Annotated in this window: 22 protein-coding genes and 1 pseudogene; 13 read left to right on the forward strand and 10 right to left on the reverse strand. The window is 65.7% G+C overall.

What is annotated here, in order from left to right; translation table 11 throughout:
- Window positions 1-103 precede the first annotated feature (103 nt).
- On the reverse strand, window positions 104-1,621 hold the full coding sequence (locus R4P95_RS19710) for a leucyl aminopeptidase (protein WP_317746210.1): 1,518 nt from the start codon (window positions 1,619-1,621) through the stop codon (window positions 104-106).
- Between the two features lie 122 nt (window positions 1,622-1,743).
- Between R4P95_RS19710 and gcvT the strand changes: the two genes are divergently transcribed.
- Both gcvT and R4P95_RS19720 read left to right on the forward strand, forming a co-directional pair.
- Window positions 1,744-2,844 carry a glycine cleavage system aminomethyltransferase GcvT gene (gcvT, locus tag R4P95_RS19715; protein WP_159921635.1) on the forward strand — a complete coding sequence of 367 codons (1,101 nt, stop codon included), beginning with the start codon at window positions 1,744-1,746 and terminating at the stop codon, window positions 2,842-2,844.
- Between the two features lie 61 nt (window positions 2,845-2,905).
- A complete protein-coding gene (locus R4P95_RS19720) occupies window positions 2,906-4,009 on the forward strand; it encodes a branched-chain amino acid aminotransferase (RefSeq protein WP_317746209.1) in 1,104 nt (367 codons plus the stop codon).
- Between the two features lie 22 nt (window positions 4,010-4,031).
- Here R4P95_RS19720 and R4P95_RS19725 read toward each other — a convergent pair whose 3' ends face one another.
- From R4P95_RS19725 to cobU, 3 genes are read right to left on the reverse strand one after another with little or no spacing between them, the layout of a single operon-like run.
- Complete coding sequence (locus R4P95_RS19725; RefSeq protein ID WP_317746208.1) at window positions 4,032-4,772, reverse strand: adenosylcobinamide-GDP ribazoletransferase; 741 nt, start codon at window positions 4,770-4,772, stop codon at window positions 4,032-4,034.
- 2 nt (window positions 4,773-4,774) lie between these two features.
- The gene (gene cobT / locus R4P95_RS19730; protein WP_317746207.1) at window positions 4,775-5,872 is read right to left on the reverse strand and encodes a nicotinate-nucleotide--dimethylbenzimidazole phosphoribosyltransferase; all 1,098 of its coding nucleotides are present in this window, start codon (window positions 5,870-5,872) and stop codon (window positions 4,775-4,777) included.
- Window positions 5,869-6,516: a bifunctional adenosylcobinamide kinase/adenosylcobinamide-phosphate guanylyltransferase gene (gene cobU, locus R4P95_RS19735; RefSeq protein ID WP_213572450.1), complete on the reverse strand. Its 648-nt coding sequence runs from the start codon at window positions 6,514-6,516 to the stop codon at window positions 5,869-5,871. Before cobU ends, cobT begins: the two co-directional genes overlap by 4 nt.
- Window positions 6,517-6,616: 100 nt before the next feature.
- Here cobU and R4P95_RS19740 point away from each other — a divergent pair, with 100 nt between their 5' ends.
- The gene (locus tag R4P95_RS19740) at window positions 6,617-6,832 is read left to right on the forward strand and encodes a hypothetical protein (protein WP_213572449.1); all 216 of its coding nucleotides are present in this window, start codon (window positions 6,617-6,619) and stop codon (window positions 6,830-6,832) included.
- Between the two features lie 17 nt (window positions 6,833-6,849).
- Here R4P95_RS19740 and R4P95_RS19745 read toward each other — a convergent pair whose 3' ends face one another.
- Entirely contained in the window at window positions 6,850-7,506 is a 657-nt protein-coding gene (locus R4P95_RS19745) for a DUF3043 domain-containing protein (RefSeq protein WP_159921647.1), read from the reverse strand.
- A 137-nt stretch (window positions 7,507-7,643) separates the two neighbouring features.
- Between R4P95_RS19745 and R4P95_RS19750 the strand changes: the two genes are divergently transcribed.
- The 7 genes and pseudogenes from R4P95_RS19750 to R4P95_RS19775 all read left to right on the forward strand — a co-directional run bounded on the left by R4P95_RS19750 (window position 7,644) and on the right by R4P95_RS19775 (window position 12,067).
- Window positions 7,644-8,096 carry an ArsR/SmtB family transcription factor gene (locus R4P95_RS19750; protein WP_213572448.1) on the forward strand — a complete coding sequence of 151 codons (453 nt, stop codon included), beginning with the start codon at window positions 7,644-7,646 and terminating at the stop codon, window positions 8,094-8,096.
- Window positions 8,093-9,127: a cation diffusion facilitator family transporter gene (locus tag R4P95_RS19755; RefSeq protein ID WP_317746206.1), complete on the forward strand. Its 1,035-nt coding sequence runs from the start codon at window positions 8,093-8,095 to the stop codon at window positions 9,125-9,127. Before R4P95_RS19750 ends, R4P95_RS19755 begins: the two co-directional genes overlap by 4 nt.
- Window positions 9,128-9,342: 215 nt before the next feature.
- Window positions 9,343-9,705: pseudogene (locus R4P95_RS33625) on the forward strand (class I SAM-dependent methyltransferase); the annotation flags it as partial.
- 50 nt (window positions 9,706-9,755) lie between these two features.
- A complete protein-coding gene (locus R4P95_RS33630; protein ID WP_397517741.1) occupies window positions 9,756-10,037 on the forward strand; it encodes a copper resistance protein CopC in 282 nt (93 codons plus the stop codon).
- 79 nt (window positions 10,038-10,116) lie between these two features.
- Window positions 10,117-10,377, forward strand: a complete 261-nt coding sequence (locus R4P95_RS19765) for a hypothetical protein (protein WP_317746203.1) — start codon at window positions 10,117-10,119, stop codon at window positions 10,375-10,377.
- A 190-nt stretch (window positions 10,378-10,567) separates the two neighbouring features.
- Entirely contained in the window at window positions 10,568-10,918 is a 351-nt protein-coding gene (locus tag R4P95_RS19770) for a HesB/IscA family protein (RefSeq protein ID WP_213572445.1), read from the forward strand.
- Window positions 10,919-11,092: 174 nt separating this feature from the next.
- A complete protein-coding gene (locus R4P95_RS19775; RefSeq protein WP_317746202.1) occupies window positions 11,093-12,067 on the forward strand; it encodes a carbohydrate kinase family protein in 975 nt (324 codons plus the stop codon).
- A 71-nt stretch (window positions 12,068-12,138) separates the two neighbouring features.
- Here the strand turns inward: R4P95_RS19775 and asnB are convergent, their stop codons facing one another.
- Window positions 12,139-14,064: an asparagine synthase (glutamine-hydrolyzing) gene (gene asnB / locus R4P95_RS19780; protein ID WP_213572443.1), complete on the reverse strand. Its 1,926-nt coding sequence runs from the start codon at window positions 14,062-14,064 to the stop codon at window positions 12,139-12,141.
- A 252-nt stretch (window positions 14,065-14,316) separates the two neighbouring features.
- On the opposite strand from asnB, the gene R4P95_RS19785 reads away from it, so the two are divergent.
- Both R4P95_RS19785 and R4P95_RS19790 read left to right on the forward strand, forming a co-directional pair.
- The gene (locus R4P95_RS19785; protein WP_208961829.1) at window positions 14,317-15,390 is read left to right on the forward strand and encodes a cytochrome c oxidase subunit II; all 1,074 of its coding nucleotides are present in this window, start codon (window positions 14,317-14,319) and stop codon (window positions 15,388-15,390) included.
- A 41-nt stretch (window positions 15,391-15,431) separates the two neighbouring features.
- The gene (locus tag R4P95_RS19790) at window positions 15,432-15,848 is read left to right on the forward strand and encodes a cytochrome c oxidase subunit 4 (RefSeq protein WP_109329202.1); all 417 of its coding nucleotides are present in this window, start codon (window positions 15,432-15,434) and stop codon (window positions 15,846-15,848) included.
- A gap of 68 nt (window positions 15,849-15,916) precedes the next feature.
- Here R4P95_RS19790 and R4P95_RS19795 read toward each other — a convergent pair whose 3' ends face one another.
- Complete coding sequence (locus tag R4P95_RS19795) at window positions 15,917-16,519, reverse strand: helix-turn-helix domain-containing protein (protein WP_317746201.1); 603 nt, start codon at window positions 16,517-16,519, stop codon at window positions 15,917-15,919.
- Window positions 16,520-16,586: 67 nt separating this feature from the next.
- Between R4P95_RS19795 and R4P95_RS19800 the strand changes: the two genes are divergently transcribed.
- Entirely contained in the window at window positions 16,587-17,522 is a 936-nt protein-coding gene (locus tag R4P95_RS19800) for a DMT family transporter (RefSeq protein ID WP_213572441.1), read from the forward strand.
- A 17-nt stretch (window positions 17,523-17,539) separates the two neighbouring features.
- Here the strand turns inward: R4P95_RS19800 and R4P95_RS19805 are convergent, their stop codons facing one another.
- Genes R4P95_RS19805 through R4P95_RS19815 form a run of 3 tightly spaced genes read right to left on the reverse strand, consistent with a single transcriptional unit; the run spans window position 17,540 to window position 21,203 of the window.
- Window positions 17,540-19,183 (reverse strand): cytochrome b, encoded by a 1,644-nt coding sequence (locus R4P95_RS19805; protein ID WP_213578084.1) that lies wholly within the window; start codon window positions 19,181-19,183, stop codon window positions 17,540-17,542.
- A gap of 29 nt (window positions 19,184-19,212) precedes the next feature.
- Window positions 19,213-20,355, reverse strand: a complete 1,143-nt coding sequence (locus R4P95_RS19810; protein ID WP_213572440.1) for a ubiquinol-cytochrome c reductase iron-sulfur subunit — start codon at window positions 20,353-20,355, stop codon at window positions 19,213-19,215.
- A complete protein-coding gene (locus R4P95_RS19815; protein WP_201453561.1) occupies window positions 20,352-21,203 on the reverse strand; it encodes a cytochrome c in 852 nt (283 codons plus the stop codon). The genes R4P95_RS19810 and R4P95_RS19815 overlap by 4 nt, the downstream gene beginning before the upstream one ends.
- Window positions 21,204-21,255 lie beyond the last annotated feature (52 nt).

The raw sequence follows: 21,255 nt of genomic DNA on the forward strand, positions 1-21,255 counted from the left end.
GCCACCGCCGACGCGGGGGGCACCCGCCCCGCGGGGGGGCTGCGCGGCCGTTTTTGTGTGCAGGACCCCGAGCAGCCCACAACCACTCACGAGCGCGGAGCGCCTAGCCGTTGGCTGCGATGTCCTCGATCACCGAAATCATGGTGCGCACCGGGACTCCGGTCCCACCACGCCCGGTGTACCCCCACGGGCCCGACGAGTTGTAGGCCGGTCCGGCCACGTCGATGTGTGCCCACTGGACGCCGTCGGCGACGAACTCTTTGAGGTACAGCCCCGCGGCCAGCATGCCGCCCCAGCGGTGATTGGTGACGTTGGCGAGGTCGGCGACCTTCGAATCCAGGTCCGCACGCAGCTCCGCCGGGAGCGGCATCGCCCAGGCGTTCTCGCCGATCGCCTGCGAGATCGACGCGACCCGGTCCCGGAATTCGTCGGTGCCCATCACGCCGGGTGTGCGAGTGCCGAGCGCAACCACCTGCGCGCCGGTGAGAGTGGCGGTGTCGATGAGGTAATCCGGGTCGTCCTCGCAGGCGCGGACAATGGCGTCGGCGAGAATCAGGCGCCCTTCGGCATCGGTATTGATGACCTCCACCGTGGTCCCGCCGTACTGGGTCAGCACGTCACCGGGACGCTGGGCGGTGGACGAGGGCATGTTTTCAGCCATCGGCACGGTGGCGATGACGTCGACGGGCAGTCCGAGTTTCGCCGCGAGGACAACCGTGGCGACGACCGCTGCCGCGCCGCCCATGTCGGAGGTCATGTTCTCCATGCCCGCGGCAGGCTTGATCGAGATGCCGCCCGTGTCGAACGTGATGCCCTTGCCGACGAGCGCGACCTTGGGGGCGTTCCGCTTCTTCGCCGAGTAGCTCAGCCGGACCAGTCGAGGCAGGCGCGACGACCCCTTGCCCACGCCGAGGATCCCGCCGAAACCGTTCTTCTCCAAGGCCTTCTCGTCGAGGATCTCGACCTTCAATCCGGCCTCTGTGCCGAGTGTCTTTGCGCGCTCGGCGAATTCGGCCGGAAACAGGTGGCTCGGGGGAGTGTTGACGAATTCGCGTGCGGTGGCGACGGCCTCGGCGATCGCGGCCGACCTGGCCAGCGTCTCCTTCGCTTCCTTCGCGCGGGGGGACGACACGAGAAGCTCGACCCGCGAGACCGGCTGTGCCTCCGGTCCGGGCGCGGATTTCGCCGACTTGAACTCCGTGAATCGGTACGCGCCGAGCGCGAAACCCTCGGCCGCGGCGCCGAGATCCAGCGACGACAGGGTGGTGGCGACGGTATCGACACCGCCGAGTGAGCGGGCCGCCGCCCCCGCGGACCGGCGGATCTGCTCCGCGTCGAGCTTGTCGGCCGCACCGAGCCCGACCGCGAGGACGCTGTCGACCGGAAGCGTGTCGGGAGCGGGGATACGCGTGGTCTCCTCCGCCTTGCCCTTGGCTCCGACCGCGACGAAACGGTCAAGGAGTCCGGCGAGGACCGATTCGTCGACGATGCCGTCGCCCAGCGCGATCTCGGGGCCGTTCGACGTGGACGTCAGCCCGATCACCAGCACGTCTACCCGCTTGCCGACAGTGCCTGCAAGGGCGAGTTGTGGTCCGAGGGGTCGAGCTGTGCGAGTGCTCACGGTGTCTCCTGAAGCAGTTCGGGGTTCGGGTCGTGCCGGGCCGGTCCGGCGCTCGTCCCGATGGTAGTGCGCGTGTGCCGTCACCGACGCGGGGTGCTGCGGGGTCCGATAGGTTTGAGGCCATGACCGAGGAGCAACTCTCACAAGGGCCGATTCACGCCGTTCACGTCGAACTCGGGGCCACGTTCGCGCCCTTCGGTGGATGGGAGATGCCGGTGTCGTATGCGGGGGTGGTCGCCGAACACACCGCGGTGCGGGAATCGGTGGGCGTGTTCGACGTCAGTCATCTGGGCAAGGCTCTCGTGCGCGGCAAGGGAGCTGCAGCTTTCGTGAACTCCGCGTTCACCAACGATCTGGACAAGATCGGCCCCGGTAAGGCGCAGTACACGCTCTGCTGTACCCCCTCCGGCGGGGTGATCGACGACTTGATCGCCTACTACGTGAGCGCCGAAGAGGTGTTTCTCGTTCCCAACGCCGCCAACACCGCTGACGTGGTTGCGGCGCTCGCGGCCAAGGCGCCCGAAGGTGTCACCGTCGACAACTGCCACCGCGATTTCGGTGTCATCGCAGTTCAGGGGCCGAAGTCGCCGGAAGTGCTCGCCGCGCTGGGTCTGCCGACCGACATCGAGTACATGGGCTTCGCGGACGCCACCTGGGAAGGCGTGCCCGTGCGGGTGTGCCGTAGTGGGTACACCGGCGAAATCGGATTCGAAGTCCTGCCCCGCTGGGAGGACAGCGAGAAATTGTTCCGGGCCGCGGTCGAGCAGGTTCGGACCCGCGGTGGTCAGGTCGCGGGTCTCGGTGCCCGCGACACCTTGCGGACCGAAATGGGATACCCGCTGCACGGTCACGAGTTGTCCTTGGAAATTTCTCCGCTCGAGGCGCGGTGCGGCTGGGCGATCGGGTGGAACAAGCCGAAGTTCTGGGGCAAGGAAACCTTGGCCGACGAGAAGGCCGCCGGACCCGCCCGCAAGCTGTGGGGCATCAAGGCGCTCGACCGCGGGGTGCTACGCGCCGGGCAGAACGTCCTTCGTGACGGTGAGCCGATCGGTGAGACGACGTCGGGCACCTTCTCGCCCACACTCAAAGTCGGTATCGCCCTCGCTCTGCTCGATTCGGATGCCGGTGTCGCGGCCGGTGACGCTGTCGACGTGGATGTACGCGGACGCGCGTTGCGGGCGGAGGTCGTGTCTCCGCCCTTCGTGAAGACCAGCACCAAGTAGCCGCCGCGGGTCGACCCTCTCGGGCGCTGGCGAGCAGGAGGCGTTCGATAGGATCACCGGCATGACAGGTGTCACCGAGTTCCTTCGCGTCCCACATCCTTCCCCCGCCTCGGATGAGGCGCGGCGAGAGATATTGGCGGCGCCCGGATTCGGTCGGTACTTCACGGACCACATGGTGTCGATCACCTACTCCGCCGTCCACGGCTGGCACGACGCCCGGGTGGAACCCTACGGTCCGCTCCAACTCGATCCGGCCGCCATGGTGCTGCACTACGGGCAGGCCATCTTCGAGGGCCTCAAGGCGTACCGGCAGCCGGACGGTGGCATCGCGACGTTCCGCATCGAGGCGAACGCCGAACGACTCGTCACTTCGGCTCGTCGGCTCGCGATGCCCGAACTTCCCGCCGAGTTGTTCGTCAAGTCGATCACCGAACTCCTCGACGTCGATCACGAGTGGGTGCCTGCCGCCGGCGGTGAGGATGCGCTGTATCTGCGTCCTTTCATGTTCGCCACCGAGGCCGGCCTGGGGGTGCGGCCGGCCGACGAGTACCGCTACCTCCTGATTGCCTCGCCTGCGGGGGCATACTTCCCGCGCGGGGTGAAGCCGGTCAGCGTGTGGCTTTCGACGGAGTATGTGCGCGCGGCTCCCGGAGGAACCGGTGCGGCCAAGTTCGCCGGCAACTACGCGGCTTCGCTTCTCGCCCAGGCGCAGGCGGCCGACGAAGGCTGTGATCAGGTGGTGTGGCTCGACGCCCTCGAGCGTGCGTACGTCGAGGAAATGGGCGGGATGAATCTCTTCTTCGTCTACGGGTCCGGTTCCGACGCCCGCCTCGTCACACCCTCGCTGTCCGGCTCGCTACTTCCGGGCATCACCCGGAATTCGCTACTGACCCTGGCAACCGACGCCGGTTTCGCAGTCGAGGAACGTCGTATCAGCACCGAGGAATGGCGAACCAAGACCCTGTCGGGAGAGATCACCGAGGTGTTCGCCTGCGGCACCGCGGCAGTCATCACCCCGGTGGGACGGGTCAAGTCGGCAGAGGGCGAGTTCGTCGTCGCCGACGGGGAGCCGGGAGAGGTCACGATGGCCCTGCGGGACACCCTTACCGGGATTCAGCGTGGCACGTTCGCCGACACCCACGGGTGGATGCACAAGCTGCGCTGAATCAAGGCTTCTCGGCGGTCGCTCAGAGGAGGAAACCGACCGCTGAGGCCGCAACCGTGATCTCGATCGCGGCACCCAGCACGTCACCGTTCACGCCCGCGAACCGGCGGACACAGTGCGCCACCAACAGAGCCGACAGGGCGAGAGTCACCGCGACGACGATGATCCCGTGCCACCAGTCGGGGCCGCACCACGCCGCTGCTGCTAGCAGCGGGACCGTCCAGGCGAACGCCGTCCACCACGACTGTGTTTCGGCAACGAGTGCGCCGAAACCTTCGTTGGCGGAAGCCGGAACTCCACGGCGGCAAGCAAATACGACGGCGACGCGACCGGTCGCTACTGCGACTGCTACGGCCCCGAACTGTCCTGCAACGGCGAGTGAACCGAAAGCAAGAGCCTGTGTCCCGAGGCAGATCAGTAGGGCGCACACGCCGAACGGGCCTGCGCCACCACTGTGCATCACAGCCTTTGCGCGTTCCGGCGGCCCGTAACACCCGAGACCGTCGACCGTGTCGGACAATCCGTCGATGTGCATGCCACGAGTGGCGAGCGCGAGAGCCCCGACCGTCAACAGCCCTCCCAGGGCCGGGTTCAGTCCTGCCGACACCAGGAGCCACAGCAGGCCGGCTGCCAATACGCCCAGAGCCGCACCGGTCACCGGTGCATATCGGATCGCGCGCCCGCCTGCCGCACGGTCCACGCTGTCGGGGCCGCGGAGCGGGAGCACGGTCAACCAGGAAAACGCCAGCAACAAGCCAGACACGATCAGTCCACGTCGGCGACGTCGGCCTCGGTGACGTCGCCGGTGCTGACTCCCGCCTCGTCGAACGTCGCCATGAATGCGAGTGTGGCCACGGCGCCTTGCAGGATCGGTAGTGCGGCCACCGCGCCCGACCCCTCACCCAAGCGCATGTCGAGTTCGAGGAGAGGGTCCAGCTGCAGGTGTTTCAGGGCGATCGTGTGTGCCGGTTCGGTCGACCGGTGTCCCGCGAGCCACCACGCGCGGGCGCCGTGGGCCAGTTCCTCGGCAACCATGGCAGCGGCCGTGACGACGACGCCGTCGAGGATCACCGGCGTCCGGCGCGTGGACGCCTGCGCGAGAAAACCCGCCATCGCTGCAATGTCCGCGCCCGACACGGTGCGTAACAAGGCCACCGTGTCGCGGACGACGGGCCGAGCGCGGCGCAGGGCGTCGCGGATCACCGCCGTCTTTCGTATCCACCCGGCGTCGTCGATACCGGTTCCCCGACCCACCGCTGCGACGGGCTCGGTGTCCGTCAGCGCCGCGATGAGCACCGTGGCAGGGGTGGTGTTGCCGATTCCCATGTCTCCGGCGATGAGAAGATCAGCGCCCGAATCTATTTCGTAATCCGCGATGGAGCGACCGGCTTCGATGGCCCGCAGGGTCTCTTCGGAAGTGAGTGCGTCCTCGCGGTCGATCACCCCCGACGAGCGCCGCACCTTGTACGTCGACACCGTCGGATCGGTGTCGCCGTCGACCGACATGTCGATGACGCGCACACTGGCACCCGCCCGGTCGGCAAGAGTGTTGACCGCGGCCCCGCCGCCGAGAAAATTGGCGACCATTTGCGCCGTCACCTCGGGGGGATACGCCGACACCCCGGTGCGCGCGACTCCGTGGTCCCCGGCAAAGACGACGACGCGGGCCCGTTCGAAAGGTGCGGGCGGACATATTCCCTGGCACGCCGATGCCCAGCATGCGAGTACCTCGAGCCGTCCCAGTGAGCCGGCCGGTTTGGTGAGCCGCAGTTGACGGGCTTCGGCCGTGCGGCGGATCGTGTCGTCCGGCGGGGGAACTGGATCGAACCGACCGGGGTCGTTGCTCACGGACTCGCTCGTCACGCTTGGCCTCTCGTTCGACTGGGAACTGTTGTCCCGGATGCATTCGCGGCGGGTAGGTCTTTCAGGGTCATGGTCAGCCCCGCCACCACGAGGACTGCCCGATCGCATACCTCGGCCAGCCGGGCGTTGAGGGCGCCGATTTCGTCGCGGAAGAGGCGTCCGGAGCGGGTCTCCGGGATGACCCCGAGGCCGACCTCCGGTGTGACGAGGACGAGGTCACCGGGGTAGTCGCGGACGCTCGTCACCAGTTCCTCCACCTCACCTGCGAGGGCGCCTCGCGGCAGATCCCAGGCGCCGGCGGCGTCGAACTCCACGGTCAGCCAGGTGCCCAGATCGTCCACCAGCGTGACAGGGGCATCGGTGGACGACCGCAATTGCTCGGCGAGGTCGCGGCCCGGGGCCGTCTCGATCGTGGTCCAGGTGGCGGGACGGCGGACTCGGTGCTGCTCGACGCGGTCCTCCCAATCGACATCGCTGGGATCGCGGCGACTGGTGGCGAGGTAGCGGACCGATTCGGTACCCGCGAGAGTGTGCGCCAGCCGTTCGGCGTATGCCGACTTCCCGGATCGTGCGCCGCCGAGAACCAGGGTTCGCGAGGACCTGTGGGGGAGATCCGGTCGGTTCGGGGGCTCGGCAGGGGACACAGACCCAAACGCTACCAACCCGACAATTTGGCAGTATTTTGACGTACATCGTCATTTGCGCCACTGTTGGCCGGAAGTAGTCGAGCGGAGACTTTCAGCCATGACTGAGTTCCTCGCCCTTGTAGCGCTCTTGGTAGCGCTGAACGCGGCCGTGATGTTCGCCGGGAAGCGCCTGGGCACGCCACGCCCGTGGCTTCGCCGCAGTTTCCGCGACAACTTTTTCCGGCCGGCCGACCCGCCTGCGGATCAGTCCGATGGCCACGACGCCGAACTGGGCCGACTCCTCGCCGAGTCGCACCGCGCGCCGCATCACTGACGCGAAGAGGGTGAGTCCTAGATCGCGTCGCCCGGACGAACCCTGGGCTTCGGAGCGCGAAGCTTACGAATCTGCGACGCCCGAACGAACGCATACCAGCCGAGTTTGAAGCCGCCGTCGATCGTATCCGGGAAGCGCTCGCGCACCCGGGAGTTGATCTTGCGACCCAGCCACACACCTTCTGCGGCCATGAACAGCATCATCACGAGCATCGCCAGCGTCACGATCGCCTGCAGGGCGGGGCTGACGAACATCGCCATGATCAATACCAGCGCCAGTGGCATGAAAAGTCCGACGAGGTTGCGCCGGGCGTCGACGATGTCGCGGACATACGCGCGGACCGGCCCCTTGTCGCGCGGCAGGAGGTACTTGTCCTCCCCGGCGAGCATGCGGGCGCGTCGCTCGGACGCCGTGGCCCGCCGTTCCGCGGCAGCGATCTTGCGTTCTTCCTTGCTGCCCCGCGTGGCTTTGCGTCGTGCCCGCGCCTCTTTCGCTGTCAGAGGTGCCGGTGCCACAGGTCCTCGCCGCCTCGCTTCCGCGTCGCGGCGTTTAGGAGTCGGACGGCCCTTGCCGACCTGTTCGGCGGACTCGGGTTCCGGTGCCGTGGACGGCGCGGCCGTCTCGGCATCCCGCTTGTCTGAATTGTCCGAATCACCGCGGCGTAGCAATTTCACTCTTCCAGCCTATGGGAAGACGCGGCCACGAGGAAAACTGCCCTTGCACCGAAATGCGGGGTGGCCTCGGCGGGCGAAGGCTTCGTGGGTGCGAGGACTTACCCGGTTTCGGCAGAACTGTGCGTTATTATCTGCGTATGAATGCAGATAACGGTTCATGCCGTCGGCGCTTGCCGGACGATCAGGTTGATCTGGTGGTCGAGGTATTCCGCATGCTGGCCGATTCCACCCGCGTCCAGGTGCTGTGGGCGTTGGTGGATCGCGAGCTGTCGGTCAACGACCTGGCCGAGCATGTGGGAAAGCCCGCCCCGTCGGTGTCGCAGCATTTGGCGAAGCTGCGGATGGCGCGTTTGGTGCGTACGCGGAAGGAAGGCACCCAGGTGATCTACCGGCTGGAGAATGATCACATACGCCAGTTGGTGACCGACGCGGTGTTCAATGCGGAGCATGCCGGGCCGGGTGTTCCGGGGCATCACCGCACCGGTGACGAGTTGCGGATTCTGCATCCCGAGCGAAAGTCGGGTCCGGCTCCGTCTTCGGCAGGTGCCGATATTCCGGCTCCCGCACGTGCGGAGGGTGGCCAGGCATGAGTCACGCACCGAAACCACCGACTCACACCCACGGCCACGGCCACGGTCACGGTCACGAGCATGAGGGTGGTGGCCGGTTCCGGGCGGCGGTGCGGGAGGTGTTCGCCCCGCACAGTCACGACGCAGCGGACAGTGTCGACGACGCCCTCGAATCGAGCGAGATCGGCATTCGGGCGGTGAAGATCAGCCTGGTCGCCTTGGGTGTCACCGCGATTGCTCAGTTGGCGATCGTCGCCGTGTCGGGTTCGGTCGCATTGCTGGCGGACACGGTGCACAACTTCTCCGACGCACTGACCGCGATTCCGTTGTGGATTGCGTTCGCGCTCGGGCGTCGGGCGGCCACTCGCCGCTACACCTACGGGTTCGGGCGGGCCGAGGACTTGGCGGGGCTGTTCGTGGTCGCGATGATCACGCTGTCCGCGGTGATCGCCGGAGTCGAAGCCGTGCGGCGACTGATCAACCCGGTATCGATCGAGCACGTCGGGTGGGTTGCCATGGCAGGCCTCGTCGGATTCGTCGGTAACGAACTCGTCGCCCTCTACCGCATTCGGGTGGGTCGCCAGATCGGCTCCGCCGCCCTGGTCGCCGACGGATTGCACGCACGCACCGACGGTTTCACCTCTCTGGCCGTGTTGTTCGGCGCCGGGGGTGTGGCCCTGGGCTTCCCATTGGCGGACCCGATCGTCGGACTGGTCATCACCGTGGCGATCCTCGCGGTCCTGCGCACCGCGGTGCGGGACGTGTTCCGCCGTTTGATGGACGGGGTCGATCCGGAACTCGTCGACGCCGCCGAGGGATCGTTGTCCGTAGAACCCGGGGTGCGTGAGGTGCGCAGCGTGCGGATGCGGTGGATCGGGCACCGTCTGCATGCCGACGTCGAGCTCGACATCGACCCCGAGATCAGCTTGGCCGAGGCGCACCGGTTAGCGCACGAGGCCGAGCACACCTTGACCCATGCGGTGCCGAAATTGTCCACCGCACTCGTCCATGCCTACCCCGCCCACCAACACGTTGTCGCCGGCGCGCCCTGATGCGCGTCGGCCGGGGTAGCTCACCGAAGGGAAAGTCGTCATGGGACTCGGTCGACGACTGCTCAGCGGATCTCACGGACACGCCGACCACTCGAGCGGAGGACTGATTCGGCGCGCCCGGTTATACGAGTGGTTCTCCGTAGTGGGATTCGGCGGTGTCCGTCGCCGGGTCTTCGACGGCCTGCGCACTATCCGGTGCGGAGCCGGGTGATGAGGTGCTCGACATCGGTTGCGGAACCGGCATTTTCTCCCGCCGTGCTGCCCGCGTGGTGCGTCCGGGTGGGCGCGTGGTGGGCATTGATCCGTCACCGCCGATGATCGAGTACGCCACCCGGCGAGCCCTGGCGAACTGCACCTTCGTCATCGCCGGTGCCGAAGACCTTCCCCAGCCGGACGTGTCCTTCGACCTCGTGATCTCCAGCCTGGCCATTCATCACATTCCACCCGAACTGCGCGCGAACGCGCTTGCAGAGGCGTTCCGGGTACTCAGGCCCGGCGGGCGGCTGTTGATCGCCGACTTCCGGCCACCGCGTAACCGCATCGCCTACCACCTCGTCGGAGCTGTGAGCGGGCATGCAATGCAGCACAACCCGATCCACGAATTGGCCGGTTCGATTCGCGGCGCCGGATTCGCGGTCCCGGACAGTACACCGTCGCCCTCCGGGTCGTCTCCTCCGACGGTCATCCGATCGCCGGCACAAACGCCTTCGACCTCACCCGGGCGGGGGTCGCGGCTACTCCCACCGCCGGTACAGCGCTTTCGGCGACCACGGCTGCGAACCCCTCCCAAGCGCAACCAGCGGAGGAGTCCGGTGGATTCCCCGTCTGGATCCTGCTGGTGATCGGTGTGGTGGTCGTCGGCGGCGCGGTCACCTTCATGCTCGCCAGAAAGCCGAACACCCGAAAATAACCGCACGTCCGGTCGTGTTTCCTGCCTCCGCTGGACGGCCCGATCTCGGTAAACTTCGGGTACAAGCGAGGTGCTGACGATGTGGACGGTAGCGAAGCTCGAGGTCGAGGATCTGCGGTGGTCCTGGTTTGCGATCGCCCTTGGCGCCGGCATTCTGGGCCTGCTGGTTCTGCCCCCGATTCACCTCTTCTTCCTCGCGGCCATGATTGGCTTCGTCGGGATGACCATGTTCAGCAGTCGCACCCACCGAGCCATCGGTGCCACATTCGCATCTATCGGTCTCGGAATGCTGATTCCTGCCGCGGCAGCACTCGTCCTACAGGGGATCAATTCTCTCTGACGACGGCCGTGGGGGCACGGCGTTGGTTAATGGGAACCCCTTCGGTAGTAACCGGATATCGCGACGTCGGATACCATGGACGGTGATTGCTGTGCGGTCGCCCCGCAGAGGCAATGAAACCCGGGAATAAGTCGGGCGCGGAGTACCGTTGAAGCGTTCACGGGTTTGTTACGAACTACAGGGAGAGCCCATGACTGTGCAGAACGAGACCGCCACCCACGGCGTCAAGATGACCGAGGCTGCGTCCTCCAAGGCAAAGGCGCTGCTCGATCAGGAGGGTCGTGACGACCTCGCACTGCGTATCGCCGTGCAACCCGGCGGCTGCGCAGGACTGCGTTACCAGCTTTTCTTCGACGATCGCAACCTCGACGGCGACCTCATCGTCGACTTCGGCGGCGTAGCCCTCGCTGTCGACCGGATGAGCGCGCCGTACGTCGAAGGTGCGTCGATCGATTTCGTCGACACCATCGAGAAGCAGGGGTTCACCATCGACAACCCCAACGCCACCGGGTCCTGCGCCTGCGGCGACTCCTTCAACTGAGTCCCGGGCCGGCCGACAACTGAATCGAAAAGTCTGATGCGGAGCTCAGGTTCCGTGTCAGACTTTTTGGTGTCCGGACACCACTGTCCACCTCGCCGTGCTCCCACCCGATCATGGGTGGTACTGCGGGTACGGTGAGAAATCCCGCCCGAACTCACCGAAAGGCATCCGCCCGTGACAATTGCGGTAACCGGTTCCATCGCCACCGACCACCTGATGCGGTTCCCCGGCCGGTTCGCCGAGCAACTGCTCGCCGATCAGCTCAGCCATATCTCGTTGAGTTTCCTGGTCGATGACCTTGTGGTCCGGCGTGGGGGAGTGGGCGGCAACATCGCGTACGCCATGGGTGTCCTGGGCGGCTCGCCGCTCCTCGTCGGCGCCGTGGGGGCCGACTTCGCCGATTACCGTGAGTGGCTCGAGAGCAACGGCGTCGACTGCACCGCCGTTCGGATCTCCACGACGGCGCACACCGCGCGGTTCGTCTGCACCACGGACGAGGACATGGCGCAGATCGCGTCGTTCTACCCCGGCGCAATGAGCGAGGCTCGCGAGATCGAGCTGGAACAGGTCACCGGAACTAGTGGAAGTGTCGACTTGGTGCTGATCGGCGCCAACGACCCCGAGGCGATGATCCGCCACACGGACGAATGCAGGCAGAAGAACATTCCGTTCGCGGCCGACCCCTCGCAGCAGCTGGCCCGGCTCAACGGTGACGAGGCAACGGCGCTGATCCGAGGCGCCAAGTACCTGTTCACCAACGAGTACGAATGGGGATTGCTCCAGCAGAAGACCGGGCTGTCCGAGGAGCAGATTCGTGCGCAGGTCGGCGTCCGGGTCACCACGCTGGGTTCGAAGGGCGTCGACATCGTCGAGTCGGACGGCACCCATACCCGGGTCACCGTCGTACCGGAGAAGGGCAAAGTCGACCCCACCGGTGTCGGCGACGGATTCCGGGCAGGATTCCTCCTCGCGCACAGCGCCGGCCTGAGTTTCGAGCGCTCCGCCCAGCTGGGATCGCTCGTCGCCGTGCTCGTCCTGGAGACAACGGGAACCCAGGAGTGGACCTTCGACCGCGACGAGGCCGTCAAACGACTGGCCGATGCGTACGGCTCCACCGCGGCCGACGAGATTGCGGCGTTTCTCCCGTAAGAGGCGGCTCCGCCGCTCGTGAGTGGTTGACGAGTCCAGGGACTCCTCAACCACTCACGGGCGCGGAGCGCCTAGAGGGACACCGGGTACGCAGGCTCCGCAATCTTCGGCGTGATCCGGTTCTCCACGAAGATGCCGTGCCAGACCATGAAGGTCAGGACGGTCCACAGGCGACGGCTGTGATCTGAGACGCCGTCCCGGTGATCGTCGAGCATCTTCGCGACGGCGGCCTTGTCGAGCAGATGGTCGGTGCCGGACGCAGCGATCTGCTCGTGCGCCCAGTCGAAGAGTTCCGTGCCGCGTAACCAGTGCCGAAGCGGCACGGGAAACCCGAGCTTGGCCCGGTGCAGCACGTGGCCGGGCACGATGCCTTCGAGAGCCTGCCGTAGCGCGTACTTCGTGGTGTTCTTGGTGATTTTCTGTTCCAACGGCACCCGGGAGGCCACCTCGAACACTTCCGGGTCGAGGAACGGCACCCGCAGTTCGAGGGAGTTGGCCATGGTCATCTTGTCTGCCTTGACCAGGATGTCACCGCGCAGCCAGGTGAACAGGTCGAGGTGCTGCATGCGGGCCACGGGGTCCCATCCCTGCGACTGGGCGTAGATCGGGTCCGTGACGTCCCGATGCGTCCATTCGGGACGGAAATCGCGCAGCACCGTACGCAGCTGGGCATCGTTGAAGCTGCGGGCGTTGCCGTAGTACCGCTCCTCGAGGGTGAGGGAGCCGCGATTGAGCAGGCTCTTTCCGCGTGTCCCGTCGGGGATCCGTTCCGACAAGCGTCCCGCGGCCCGCCGCAGACCCTTCGGTAGATACTCGAACGGCTTCAGTGACAGCGGCTCGCGGTAGATGGTGTAGCCGCCGAACAATTCGTCGGCGCCCTCGCCCGACAGCACCACCTTGACGTGCTTGCGGGCTTCCTTCGCCACGAACCACAGCGGAACGAGGGCCGGATCGGCGACGGGATCATCCAGGTACCACACGATCTCCGGGATTGCCGCCGCGAATTCTGCGGGGCTGACCACCTTGACGACGTGCCGTGCCCCGATGGCCTCTGCCGACTCGGCCGCGACGTCGACCTCGGAATAGCCCTCCCGCTCGAAGCCGGTGGTGAAGGTGATCAGGTTCGGATTGTGGCGCATCGCGAGCGCCGCAATGGCCGTCGAATCGATGCCGCCCGAAAGGAAGGAACCAACCGTGACATCGGCCCGCATGTGCTTGGCGACAGAATCCTCCAGAGCCGCCGCGATCTCCGCATACCGGGCCTTCTCAGTTCCCGCGGTGAAGGGCTGCACCGGGAAGGTAGGGGCGAAATACCGGGTGATCACCGGTGCCTCGGCCGGACGCACCCGGGCGAAGCAGCCTGATTCGAGTCGGCGGATGTCCTTGTGCAACGTCTCCGGTTCCGGCACGTACTGCAACACGGTGTAGTGCTCCACGGCCCGCGGATCGAGGTCCGTACCGATACCGATGAGGTCGGCCAGCTCGAGTAGGCTCTTCTTCTCGCTGCCGAACGCGGTGCCGCCCGTCCCCGTCGCCAGAAACAGAGGCTTGATGCCGAAGGGGTCGCGGGCAATGAACAGCTCCCGCGTCTCGGTGTCCCAGATCGCGAACGCGAACATGCCGCGCAGGCGCCGCACAGCGTCCTCGCCCCAGTAATGGAACGCCGCGACGATGGCCTCACTGTCGCCTTCGGTCACGAACTGCGCCCCGAACTGCTCGGCCAGTTCCGCGCGAACCTCGAGGTAGTTGTAGATCTCACCGTTGAAGGTGAGGGCGTACCGCTGCGGGTTCTCGGCAGGACCCCACCGCAACGGCTGGTGGGAGTGTTCGATGTCGATGATCGACAGTCGATTGAAGCCGAACACGAGGTGATCGTCGTGCCACGTCCCGTGCTCGTCCGGCCCGCGATGCCGCAGGCAGTGCATCGCCTCGTCGACCTGTGAGACGGCGTAGTCGCTGGTTTCTCCAGAGGTCAGTAGCCCGAGCAGTCCGCACACAGCGTCCGGTACCTCAATTCAGAATCTGGGATGCTCCACACGGGTGTGGAGAGGTCAGGGAACTCTGCCGGAAAGTATGCCGCAGATTTCCGCGGCGGCCGGTTCCGGCCGTCGAGGACACCGCCCCGGCAGCGGTGGCGACACGACCGCCCGACCCGAGGAGGGACAGCCATCCGCTTTGGTCTACGCTGCGTAGTAATTGGGCCTTCCCATCGGGTGTGCCCTAGTGGAATTTGCGGCGATCAGGAAGGCGTGAACGTGGCGCAAGGTCGGATCCTTCGGCGGGCAGGGTTGGCAGCATCTTTGGGCGTTGCTGCCTTGCTGCTGTCGGGTTGTTCAATCGACAACGAAGTGCTTCGTTTCGGGTGGCCTTCGGGCGTAACCCCGCAGGCAGAACGCATGCGTGAGCTCTGGACCTGGTCGGTCATCGCCGCCCTCGTCATGGGCATCCTGGTGTGGGGCCTCACATTCTGGGCGGTGATCTTCCATCGTAAGAAGAAGGACTCTCCCGAGTTCCCTCGCCAGACTGCGTACAACGTGCCGCTCGAGTTGGCGTACACCGCCGTCCCGTTCGTCATCATCGCAGTTCTGTTCTACTTCACGGTTGTCGTGCAGAACCACGTCCTCGACAAGGAGGACAACCCCAACGTCGTGGTCGACGTCACTGCCTACCAGTGGAACTGGAAGTTCGGTTACCGCTCCATCGATCTCGGTGACGGCCAAGCCAAGTACGACGGCATCGACCAGGAGGCCCAAGCGGCCGTCGAGGCAGGTGCGGCGTCCGGAACCGAGCACGGGGGTGAGGGCGGTCATGCGCAGCCCGGTGCAATCCACGGCAAGTCCCCGCAGGACCTGTCCTACCTGCACTACGACAAGATCGAGACCATCGGATCCAGCCAGGAGATCCCGATCCTCGTCTTGCCGACCGGTAAGCGGATCCAGTTCGAGCTCGCTTCCTCTGACGTCATCCACTCCTTCTGGGTGCCGGAGTTCCTCTTCAAGCGGGACGTGAACCCGAACCCCAAGGAGAACCAGTCCGACAACGTCTTCCAGATCAGTGAGATCGAGAAGGAAGGCGCCTTCGTGGGACGCTGCGCCGAGATGTGCGGAACGTTCCACGCGATGATGAACTTCGAGGTTCGCGCCGTGAGCCCGGACAAGTTCGCGCAGTACATCGATCTGCGTAAGCCTGCCGACGAGGGTGGCCGGGCGCTGACCACGGCGGAGGCTCTCGAGGCTATCGGCGAGTCGCCTGTGGCGACCTCCACCTCACCGTTCACCACCGATCGCGGCTACCAGCAGGCGAGCGGTGTCGAAGGTAACTGATCCCGCTGCTGATACCTCATTGACCAAGGACAAGTGCTGATATGAAGATCGAAGCCAAGCTCTTCGAGATCCTGACGGTATTCTTCATTCTCGTCGCGATCGTCTACGGCGTGTTCACCGCCGTCTCCCGGACCGGCATCGAGTGGGCGGGTCTGACCGGCATCTGCCTGTCGGCGGGCCTGACATTGATCATCGGTACCTACTTCCGGTTCGTCGCCCGCCGTCTCGATACCCGGCCCGAGGACTACGAGGACGCAGAAATCGCCGACGGCGCCGGCGACCTCGGGTTCTTCAGCCCCGGAAGCTACTGGCCCATTCTGCTGGCCGGTGCAGCGGCCCTCGCCGGCCTCGCGCTGGCGTTCTTCCAGCCCTGGATGATCGTTGTTGCAGTTGTTGCCGTGTTGGCGGCAGCGGCAGGCCTGGTCTTCGAGTACCACGTCGGACCCGAAAAGCACTGAGCCAACACCCCACGGCGGGGCGTCGGAATCCTAGGGGATTTCGGCGCCCCGCCGTTGTTGTCGCATCACTAACGCGAGGCCGCGGCGGCCGCGCGCAGCAGTGCCTGTGACCGAGCCGACGCGAGGGTGAGCGCGTCCTCGAACACGTGAAGACCATGTGCCACCAGAGCCCCCTCGTGGAGCAGCATGAAGGTGCAGGCAAGTTCGTCGGCGTCTACCACTCCCGCGTCGGTGCATACCTGCGTGAACAGTGCGAGCATCCACCGCTTCTGCTCCACGATGACGCGGTACGCCGGATGGGCTGGGTCGCTGATCTCGGCGTGTGCGTTCACCATGCTGCAGCCCCTTGTGCTGTGCTGACCGGCCCAGTCGCGGGATGCGTCGAAGATAGCCTTCAGGCGTCCGTCCGGTGAGCTGCCCGCTGCGTCGAGATAGCCGGCAAGGAACAGTCGCCAGCGCTCGTCGCGGTCGGCGAGGTACTCGACCACGAGCTGTTCCTTGGACCCGAACCGGTCGTACAGTGTCTTCTTCGTGACGCCCGCCTCCGCGGCGATGAGATCGACCCCCACAGCGGTGATTCCGCGTTCGTAGAACAAGCGGTCGGCTGCGGCCAGGGCACGTCGGGCCCCCGGGGTCAGCGTGACTCGTCTCAGTTCCGGCACTGTGCTCATGACAAAAGTATACAGATCGGTATAGCATGGGTTGCTAGACAGATCTGTATACCCGGGGAGAATCTTCGTGAATGTACTTCTCGCTGCGGCCTTCGTCGTGTGCTGGAGTTCCGGCTTCATCGGAGCGAAACTCGGTGCCGGCACCGCCGATCCCATCACCCTGCTCATGTGGCGGTTCCTGCCCCTCGCCGCAGTGCTTGTCCTCTGGGCAGTGCTTTCCGGACTCCACCTCTGGAGTGGCATCCGAATGCACACGGTGCGGCGCGAGATCGTCATCGGCGCCCTGTCGCAAGCGGGCTACCTCCTCACCGTCTACCAGGCAATCGGCCTGGGGGTCTCCAGTGGGACCACGGCGCTGATCGACGGTACTCAGCCACTCGTCGTCGCCGTACTTGCCGGACCGCTGCTGAGGGAGTATGTCGGGCCGCGTCAATGGTGGGGTCTGGCGCTCGGTGTGGTCGGCGTCGTGACGGTCACCGTCGGCGATGCCGCCTCGTCCGGGGGAGTGGTGTGGTGGGCGTATCTGGTGCCGTTCGCAGGGATGCTCTCACTGGTAGCCGCGACGTTCTTGGAGCGCCGCTCACCTCGGGACACCGATCCCACGGTGTCGCTGACGATCCACTGTGTCACCAGCGCGGTGTTGTTCACCGCGATGGCCGCAGCGGGCGGAGATGTGACTCCACCGGCTGACGCCACATTCTGGCTTGCCGTGACCTGGTTGGTGGTTCTGTCCACCTTCGGCGGCTACGGCCTGTACTGGCTGGTGCTGCGACGCAATGGTGTCACCCGGGTCAATACGCTGATGTTCCTGATGGCACCCGTGACCGCGGTGTGGGGGGCCGTGACCTTCGGTGAACCCTTCGGAATCCTCACCGCCACAGGCCTGCTGTTGAGCCTCGGCGCGGTGACAGTGGTGTTCCGTGGGCAGCCGCGAGAGGAGGGAGGAGATGCAGCTCGTCCCATAGAGGCAGGGCCCCGAACCACAAGTGGTTCGGGGCCCTGATCAGTGCTGGGTCAGCCTCAGTGGGCCTCGCCGTTGCCGGAGCTGCCGTTGCCTGAGCTTCCGTTTCCGTGCACCCGATTCTGCAGCTCGGTCAGCATGGTGAGCTGTTCGCGCTCACCATGATGCAGAGCGGCCTCGAGAGCTTCGCTCTCTTCGATCGGGTCAGCGGTGACAAGGCTGCCGGAGCCGGGCTTGCCTGCGGAGCCGAGCTTGTTCATCTTCTTCGGGATGGCCGCACCCTGGTACTCGAGCGGAATCGGGTGGCCATGGCCGTCGACCGGGCCGAGCGGCTGGTGGATCTCGATGTACTGACCATTGGGCATCCGCTTGATGATGCCGGTCTCGATGCCGTGCTCGAGAACCTCACGGTCGCTGCGCTGCAGACCCAGGCAGAACCGGTACGCCACGAAGAACGCGAGGGGCGGCAACAACACCATGCCGATACGGCCGATCCAGGTCATCGCGTTCAACGAAATGCTCAGGTGGTACGCGATGATGTCGTTGATGCAGGAGATCGTCAGAACGGCATAGAACGTCAGTGCCATCGCGCCGATCGCCGTGCGGACCGGAACGTCCCGCGGACGCTGCAGCAGGTTGTGGTGAGCATCGTCCTTGGTCAGACGCTTCTCGATCCACGGGTAGGCGATGAGGACGGTGAAGACCAGTCCCATGATCAGCGCCACCGCGAACACGGCCGGGATGGTGTACCGGTCGAACAGGTAGATCTCCCACGCGGGCCACAGACGGGCCAGGCCGTCCGTCCACATCATGTAGATGTCGGGCTGCGACCCGGCGGACACCTGTGCCGGGTTGTACGGGCCGATGGTCCACACCGGGTTGATCTGCAGCACGCCGCCCATGACCGCGAGAACACCGAAGGTGATGGCGAAGAACGCACCCGACTTGACGGCGAAGACGGGGAGGATCCGGACGCCGACGACGTTCTGCTCCGTGCGGCCGGGGCCGGGGAACTGCGTGTGCTTCTGGTACCAGACGAGCGCGAGGTGACCGGCGATCAGCGCGAGGATGATGCCGGGGAACAGCAGGACGTGCGCCACGTAGAGCCGGGGGATGATCAAGTCGCCGGGGAAGTCGCCGCCGAAGATCAGCCAGTGCAGCCAGGTACCGGCGATCGGGATGCTCAAGGTGATACCGGAGAACGCGGCACGCAGGCCCGTACCCGACAGGAGGTCGTCGGGAATGGTGTAACCGAAGAAGCCCTCGAACATGGCCAGGATCAAGAGAAGGCAACCGATGACCCAGTTCGCTTCACGCGGACGCCGGAAGGCGCCGGTGAAGAAGATGCGCATCAGGTGCACCACGATGGACGCCGCGAACATCAATGCCGCCCAGTGGTGGATCTGCCGGACGAACAATCCGCCGCGCACCTCGAAGGAGATGTTCAGCGTGGTCTCGTATGCGCGCGACATGGTGACGCCGCGCAGAGGCTCGTACGCGCCGTTGTAGACCACGTGGGCCATCGACGGGTCGAAGAACAAGGTGAGGTAGACACCCGAGATCAGCAGAATGACGAAGCTGTACAGCGCGATCTCACCGAGCAGGAACGACCAGTGGGTGGGGAAGACCTTGTTGATCTGCCGCCGCATGCCGGCTGCGAGGTGGTAACGAGAGTCCATTGCCTCCGCCTGGCCGGCGGCCATGGCGTTCAGTCTGGACGGTTTGTTGTTGGTCACGGTCGACGCTCCCAAAATGCCGGGCCGAGAGCTTCGATGTAGTCACCGGTGGCGACCAGGAAGCCCTCTTCGTTCACTGTAATAGGCAACTGCGGAAGTGCACGAGCAGCGGGACCGAAAATCGGCTTTCCGTAGGTCAGCGCGTCGAACTGCGACTGGTGGCACGGGCAGAGAATTCGGTTGGTCTGCTGTTCGTACAGCGACGTGGGGCAGCCGAGGTGGGTGCAGATCTTCGAAAAGGCGAAGTAGTCGCCGTAGTTGAAGCTCTCCTGGCCCTTGCGCTTGGTGACCCTTTCGGTGTCTTCCGTGCGCAGACGGATGAGCATCGTCGCGTTGCGGATGCCGCGCAGGCCCTCGAGAAGGGCGTCGTGGTCTCCGCGGTCGGATTCGCGGAAGGGGAAAACGGTTTCCATGGCACCGGCGTCGAGGTCTTCCGGACGGACGAGGACGACGTCCTCGGGACGACCGGTGTCTCGGCGCAGGTAGATGGTCTCGCCGGCGTAGCGGGGCGTCCAGCCGGACACCCAGAGCGGCGAATCGTCACGCTGTGCCCATGGGTTCTTGACCAGGCCACCGAGCGGCATCACCGACATGATTCCGAGTGCGCCACCACCGAAGAGGAGGCTGCGCTTGATGAGCTTGCGGCGGCCGAGCGTCGAGGTGTCGAAGGAGTCTCCGAGTTCCGCGACGATGGTCCGGCGGTCAGTCTCGGACGATCCGCCGTCGTGGCGGTCCTGGACGGACAGCTCTTCCGGGATGAACTTCTTGGTGAACTGGACGGCGCCGACACCGAGGCCGAGGATGGCCAGACCCATGGTGAGGCCGATCAGGGGGGTGTACAGGCTGTACGCGGAGTAGTTCTCTTCACCGGCGCCGGCGTACTCCCACGGCCAGAACAGGTAGATCGCGATGAACGCCACGGCCGAGACGCCGGCGAGGGCGAACCAGAACGCCACGGAGCGTTCGGCGCGCTTCTCGGCCTTGGTTCCTTCGACCGCCCAGCGGTTGCGGCGGAACGCGACATCGACCCCGTCGAGGTTGGTACCGAGTTCGACCAGCTCGTCGCGGCTCAGGTTCTCGAGTTCCGCGTCCGTGTACTTCTTTGGCGTAGCGCCGCCCGGTTGGCCAGCGTCGCTCATGACCTTGCTCCGATCCACAGTGCTGCACCGACGACAGCGATGATTCCGACGACCCACATGGCCAAGCCCTCGGATGCCGGACCGATGCCGCCGAGTCCGTATCCACCGGGCTGCTTCGTCTCGCCCGACGACTTGATGTAGGCGATGATGTCCTTCTTCTCCTCGAGGGTCAGCTGACGGTCCGAGAACTTGGGCATGTTCTGCGGTCCTGTGACCATCGCGGTGTAGATCTGCTGCTCGTTGGCAGGGTCGAGGACGGGCGCGTACTTACCGGAGGACAGTGCTCCGCCGCGACCGGTGAAGTTGTGGCAGGACGCGCAATTGAGGCGGAAGAGTTCGCTGCCTCGTCCGATGTCGCCGCCGCGCAGCGAGGACTGGGCGATTTCGCCGTTCTCGTCGCGCACGACCGTGGGGCCGCCGCCGTTGGCCTGGATGTAGGCGCCGATGGCGTCCGTCTGCTCGGCGTCGAACTTGAGCGGCTTGCGCTCGACCTGCGCCTCGTTACGCGACGCGGGCATGCGTCCCGACGACACCTGGAAGTAGACGGCGGCCTCACCGACACCGATCAGGCTGGGCCCGCGGTCCTGCACACCCTGCAGGTTTGCACCGTGGCAGGTGATGCACGACGTGTCGTACAACTGCTTGCCTTCGCGGATCAGTGCTGCCTGATCGTCGGTCGCGGTGGCCACCTGCGGGGTAGGCGTCAACGCGGACGCGAGGAAACCGGCGCTGACCAGTCCCATCATCAGGACCAGGGCGCCCGTGACGCGACGGCGTAGCTTGCGCTGGCGACGCGTCTTCGCGGCAGACGCCGTGGTATCGGATGCGGGCGGGGGGGATGAACTCATCTGTATCCCTTTGGTATGTCGGGACGGACTGGACGTCAGGGGGCTGCCTGGG

Source organism: Rhodococcus sp. IEGM 27 (genome assembly GCF_033142305.1).
Lineage (GTDB): Bacteria > Actinomycetota > Actinomycetes > Mycobacteriales > Mycobacteriaceae > Rhodococcus_F > Rhodococcus_F oxybenzonivorans.

Bases quoted from the DNA above. Each gene is read 5' to 3' on its own strand.
- gcvT (WP_159921635.1), top strand. From the start codon at position 1,744: ATGACCGAGGAGCAACTCTCACAAGGGCCGATTCACGCCGTTCACGTC.
- R4P95_RS19720 (WP_317746209.1), top strand. From the start codon at position 2,906: ATGACAGGTGTCACCGAGTTCCTTCGCGTCCCACATCCTTCCCCCGCC.
- R4P95_RS19740 (WP_213572449.1), top strand. From the start codon at position 6,617: ATGACTGAGTTCCTCGCCCTTGTAGCGCTCTTGGTAGCGCTGAACGCG.
- R4P95_RS19750 (WP_213572448.1), top strand. From the start codon at position 7,644: ATGAATGCAGATAACGGTTCATGCCGTCGGCGCTTGCCGGACGATCAG.
- R4P95_RS19755 (WP_317746206.1), top strand. From the start codon at position 8,093: ATGAGTCACGCACCGAAACCACCGACTCACACCCACGGCCACGGCCAC.
- R4P95_RS19765 (WP_317746203.1), top strand. From the start codon at position 10,117: ATGTGGACGGTAGCGAAGCTCGAGGTCGAGGATCTGCGGTGGTCCTGG.
- R4P95_RS19770 (WP_213572445.1), top strand. From the start codon at position 10,568: ATGACTGTGCAGAACGAGACCGCCACCCACGGCGTCAAGATGACCGAG.
- R4P95_RS19790 (WP_109329202.1), top strand. From the start codon at position 15,432: ATGAAGATCGAAGCCAAGCTCTTCGAGATCCTGACGGTATTCTTCATT.
- R4P95_RS19795 (WP_317746201.1), bottom strand. From the start codon at position 16,519: ATGAGCACAGTGCCGGAACTGAGACGAGTCACGCTGACCCCGGGGGCC.
- R4P95_RS19805 (WP_213578084.1), bottom strand. From the start codon at position 19,183: ATGGCCGCCGGCCAGGCGGAGGCAATGGACTCTCGTTACCACCTCGCA.
- R4P95_RS19810 (WP_213572440.1), bottom strand. From the start codon at position 20,355: ATGAGCGACGCTGGCCAACCGGGCGGCGCTACGCCAAAGAAGTACACG.
- R4P95_RS19815 (WP_201453561.1), bottom strand. From the start codon at position 21,203: ATGAGTTCATCCCCCCCGCCCGCATCCGATACCACGGCGTCTGCCGCG.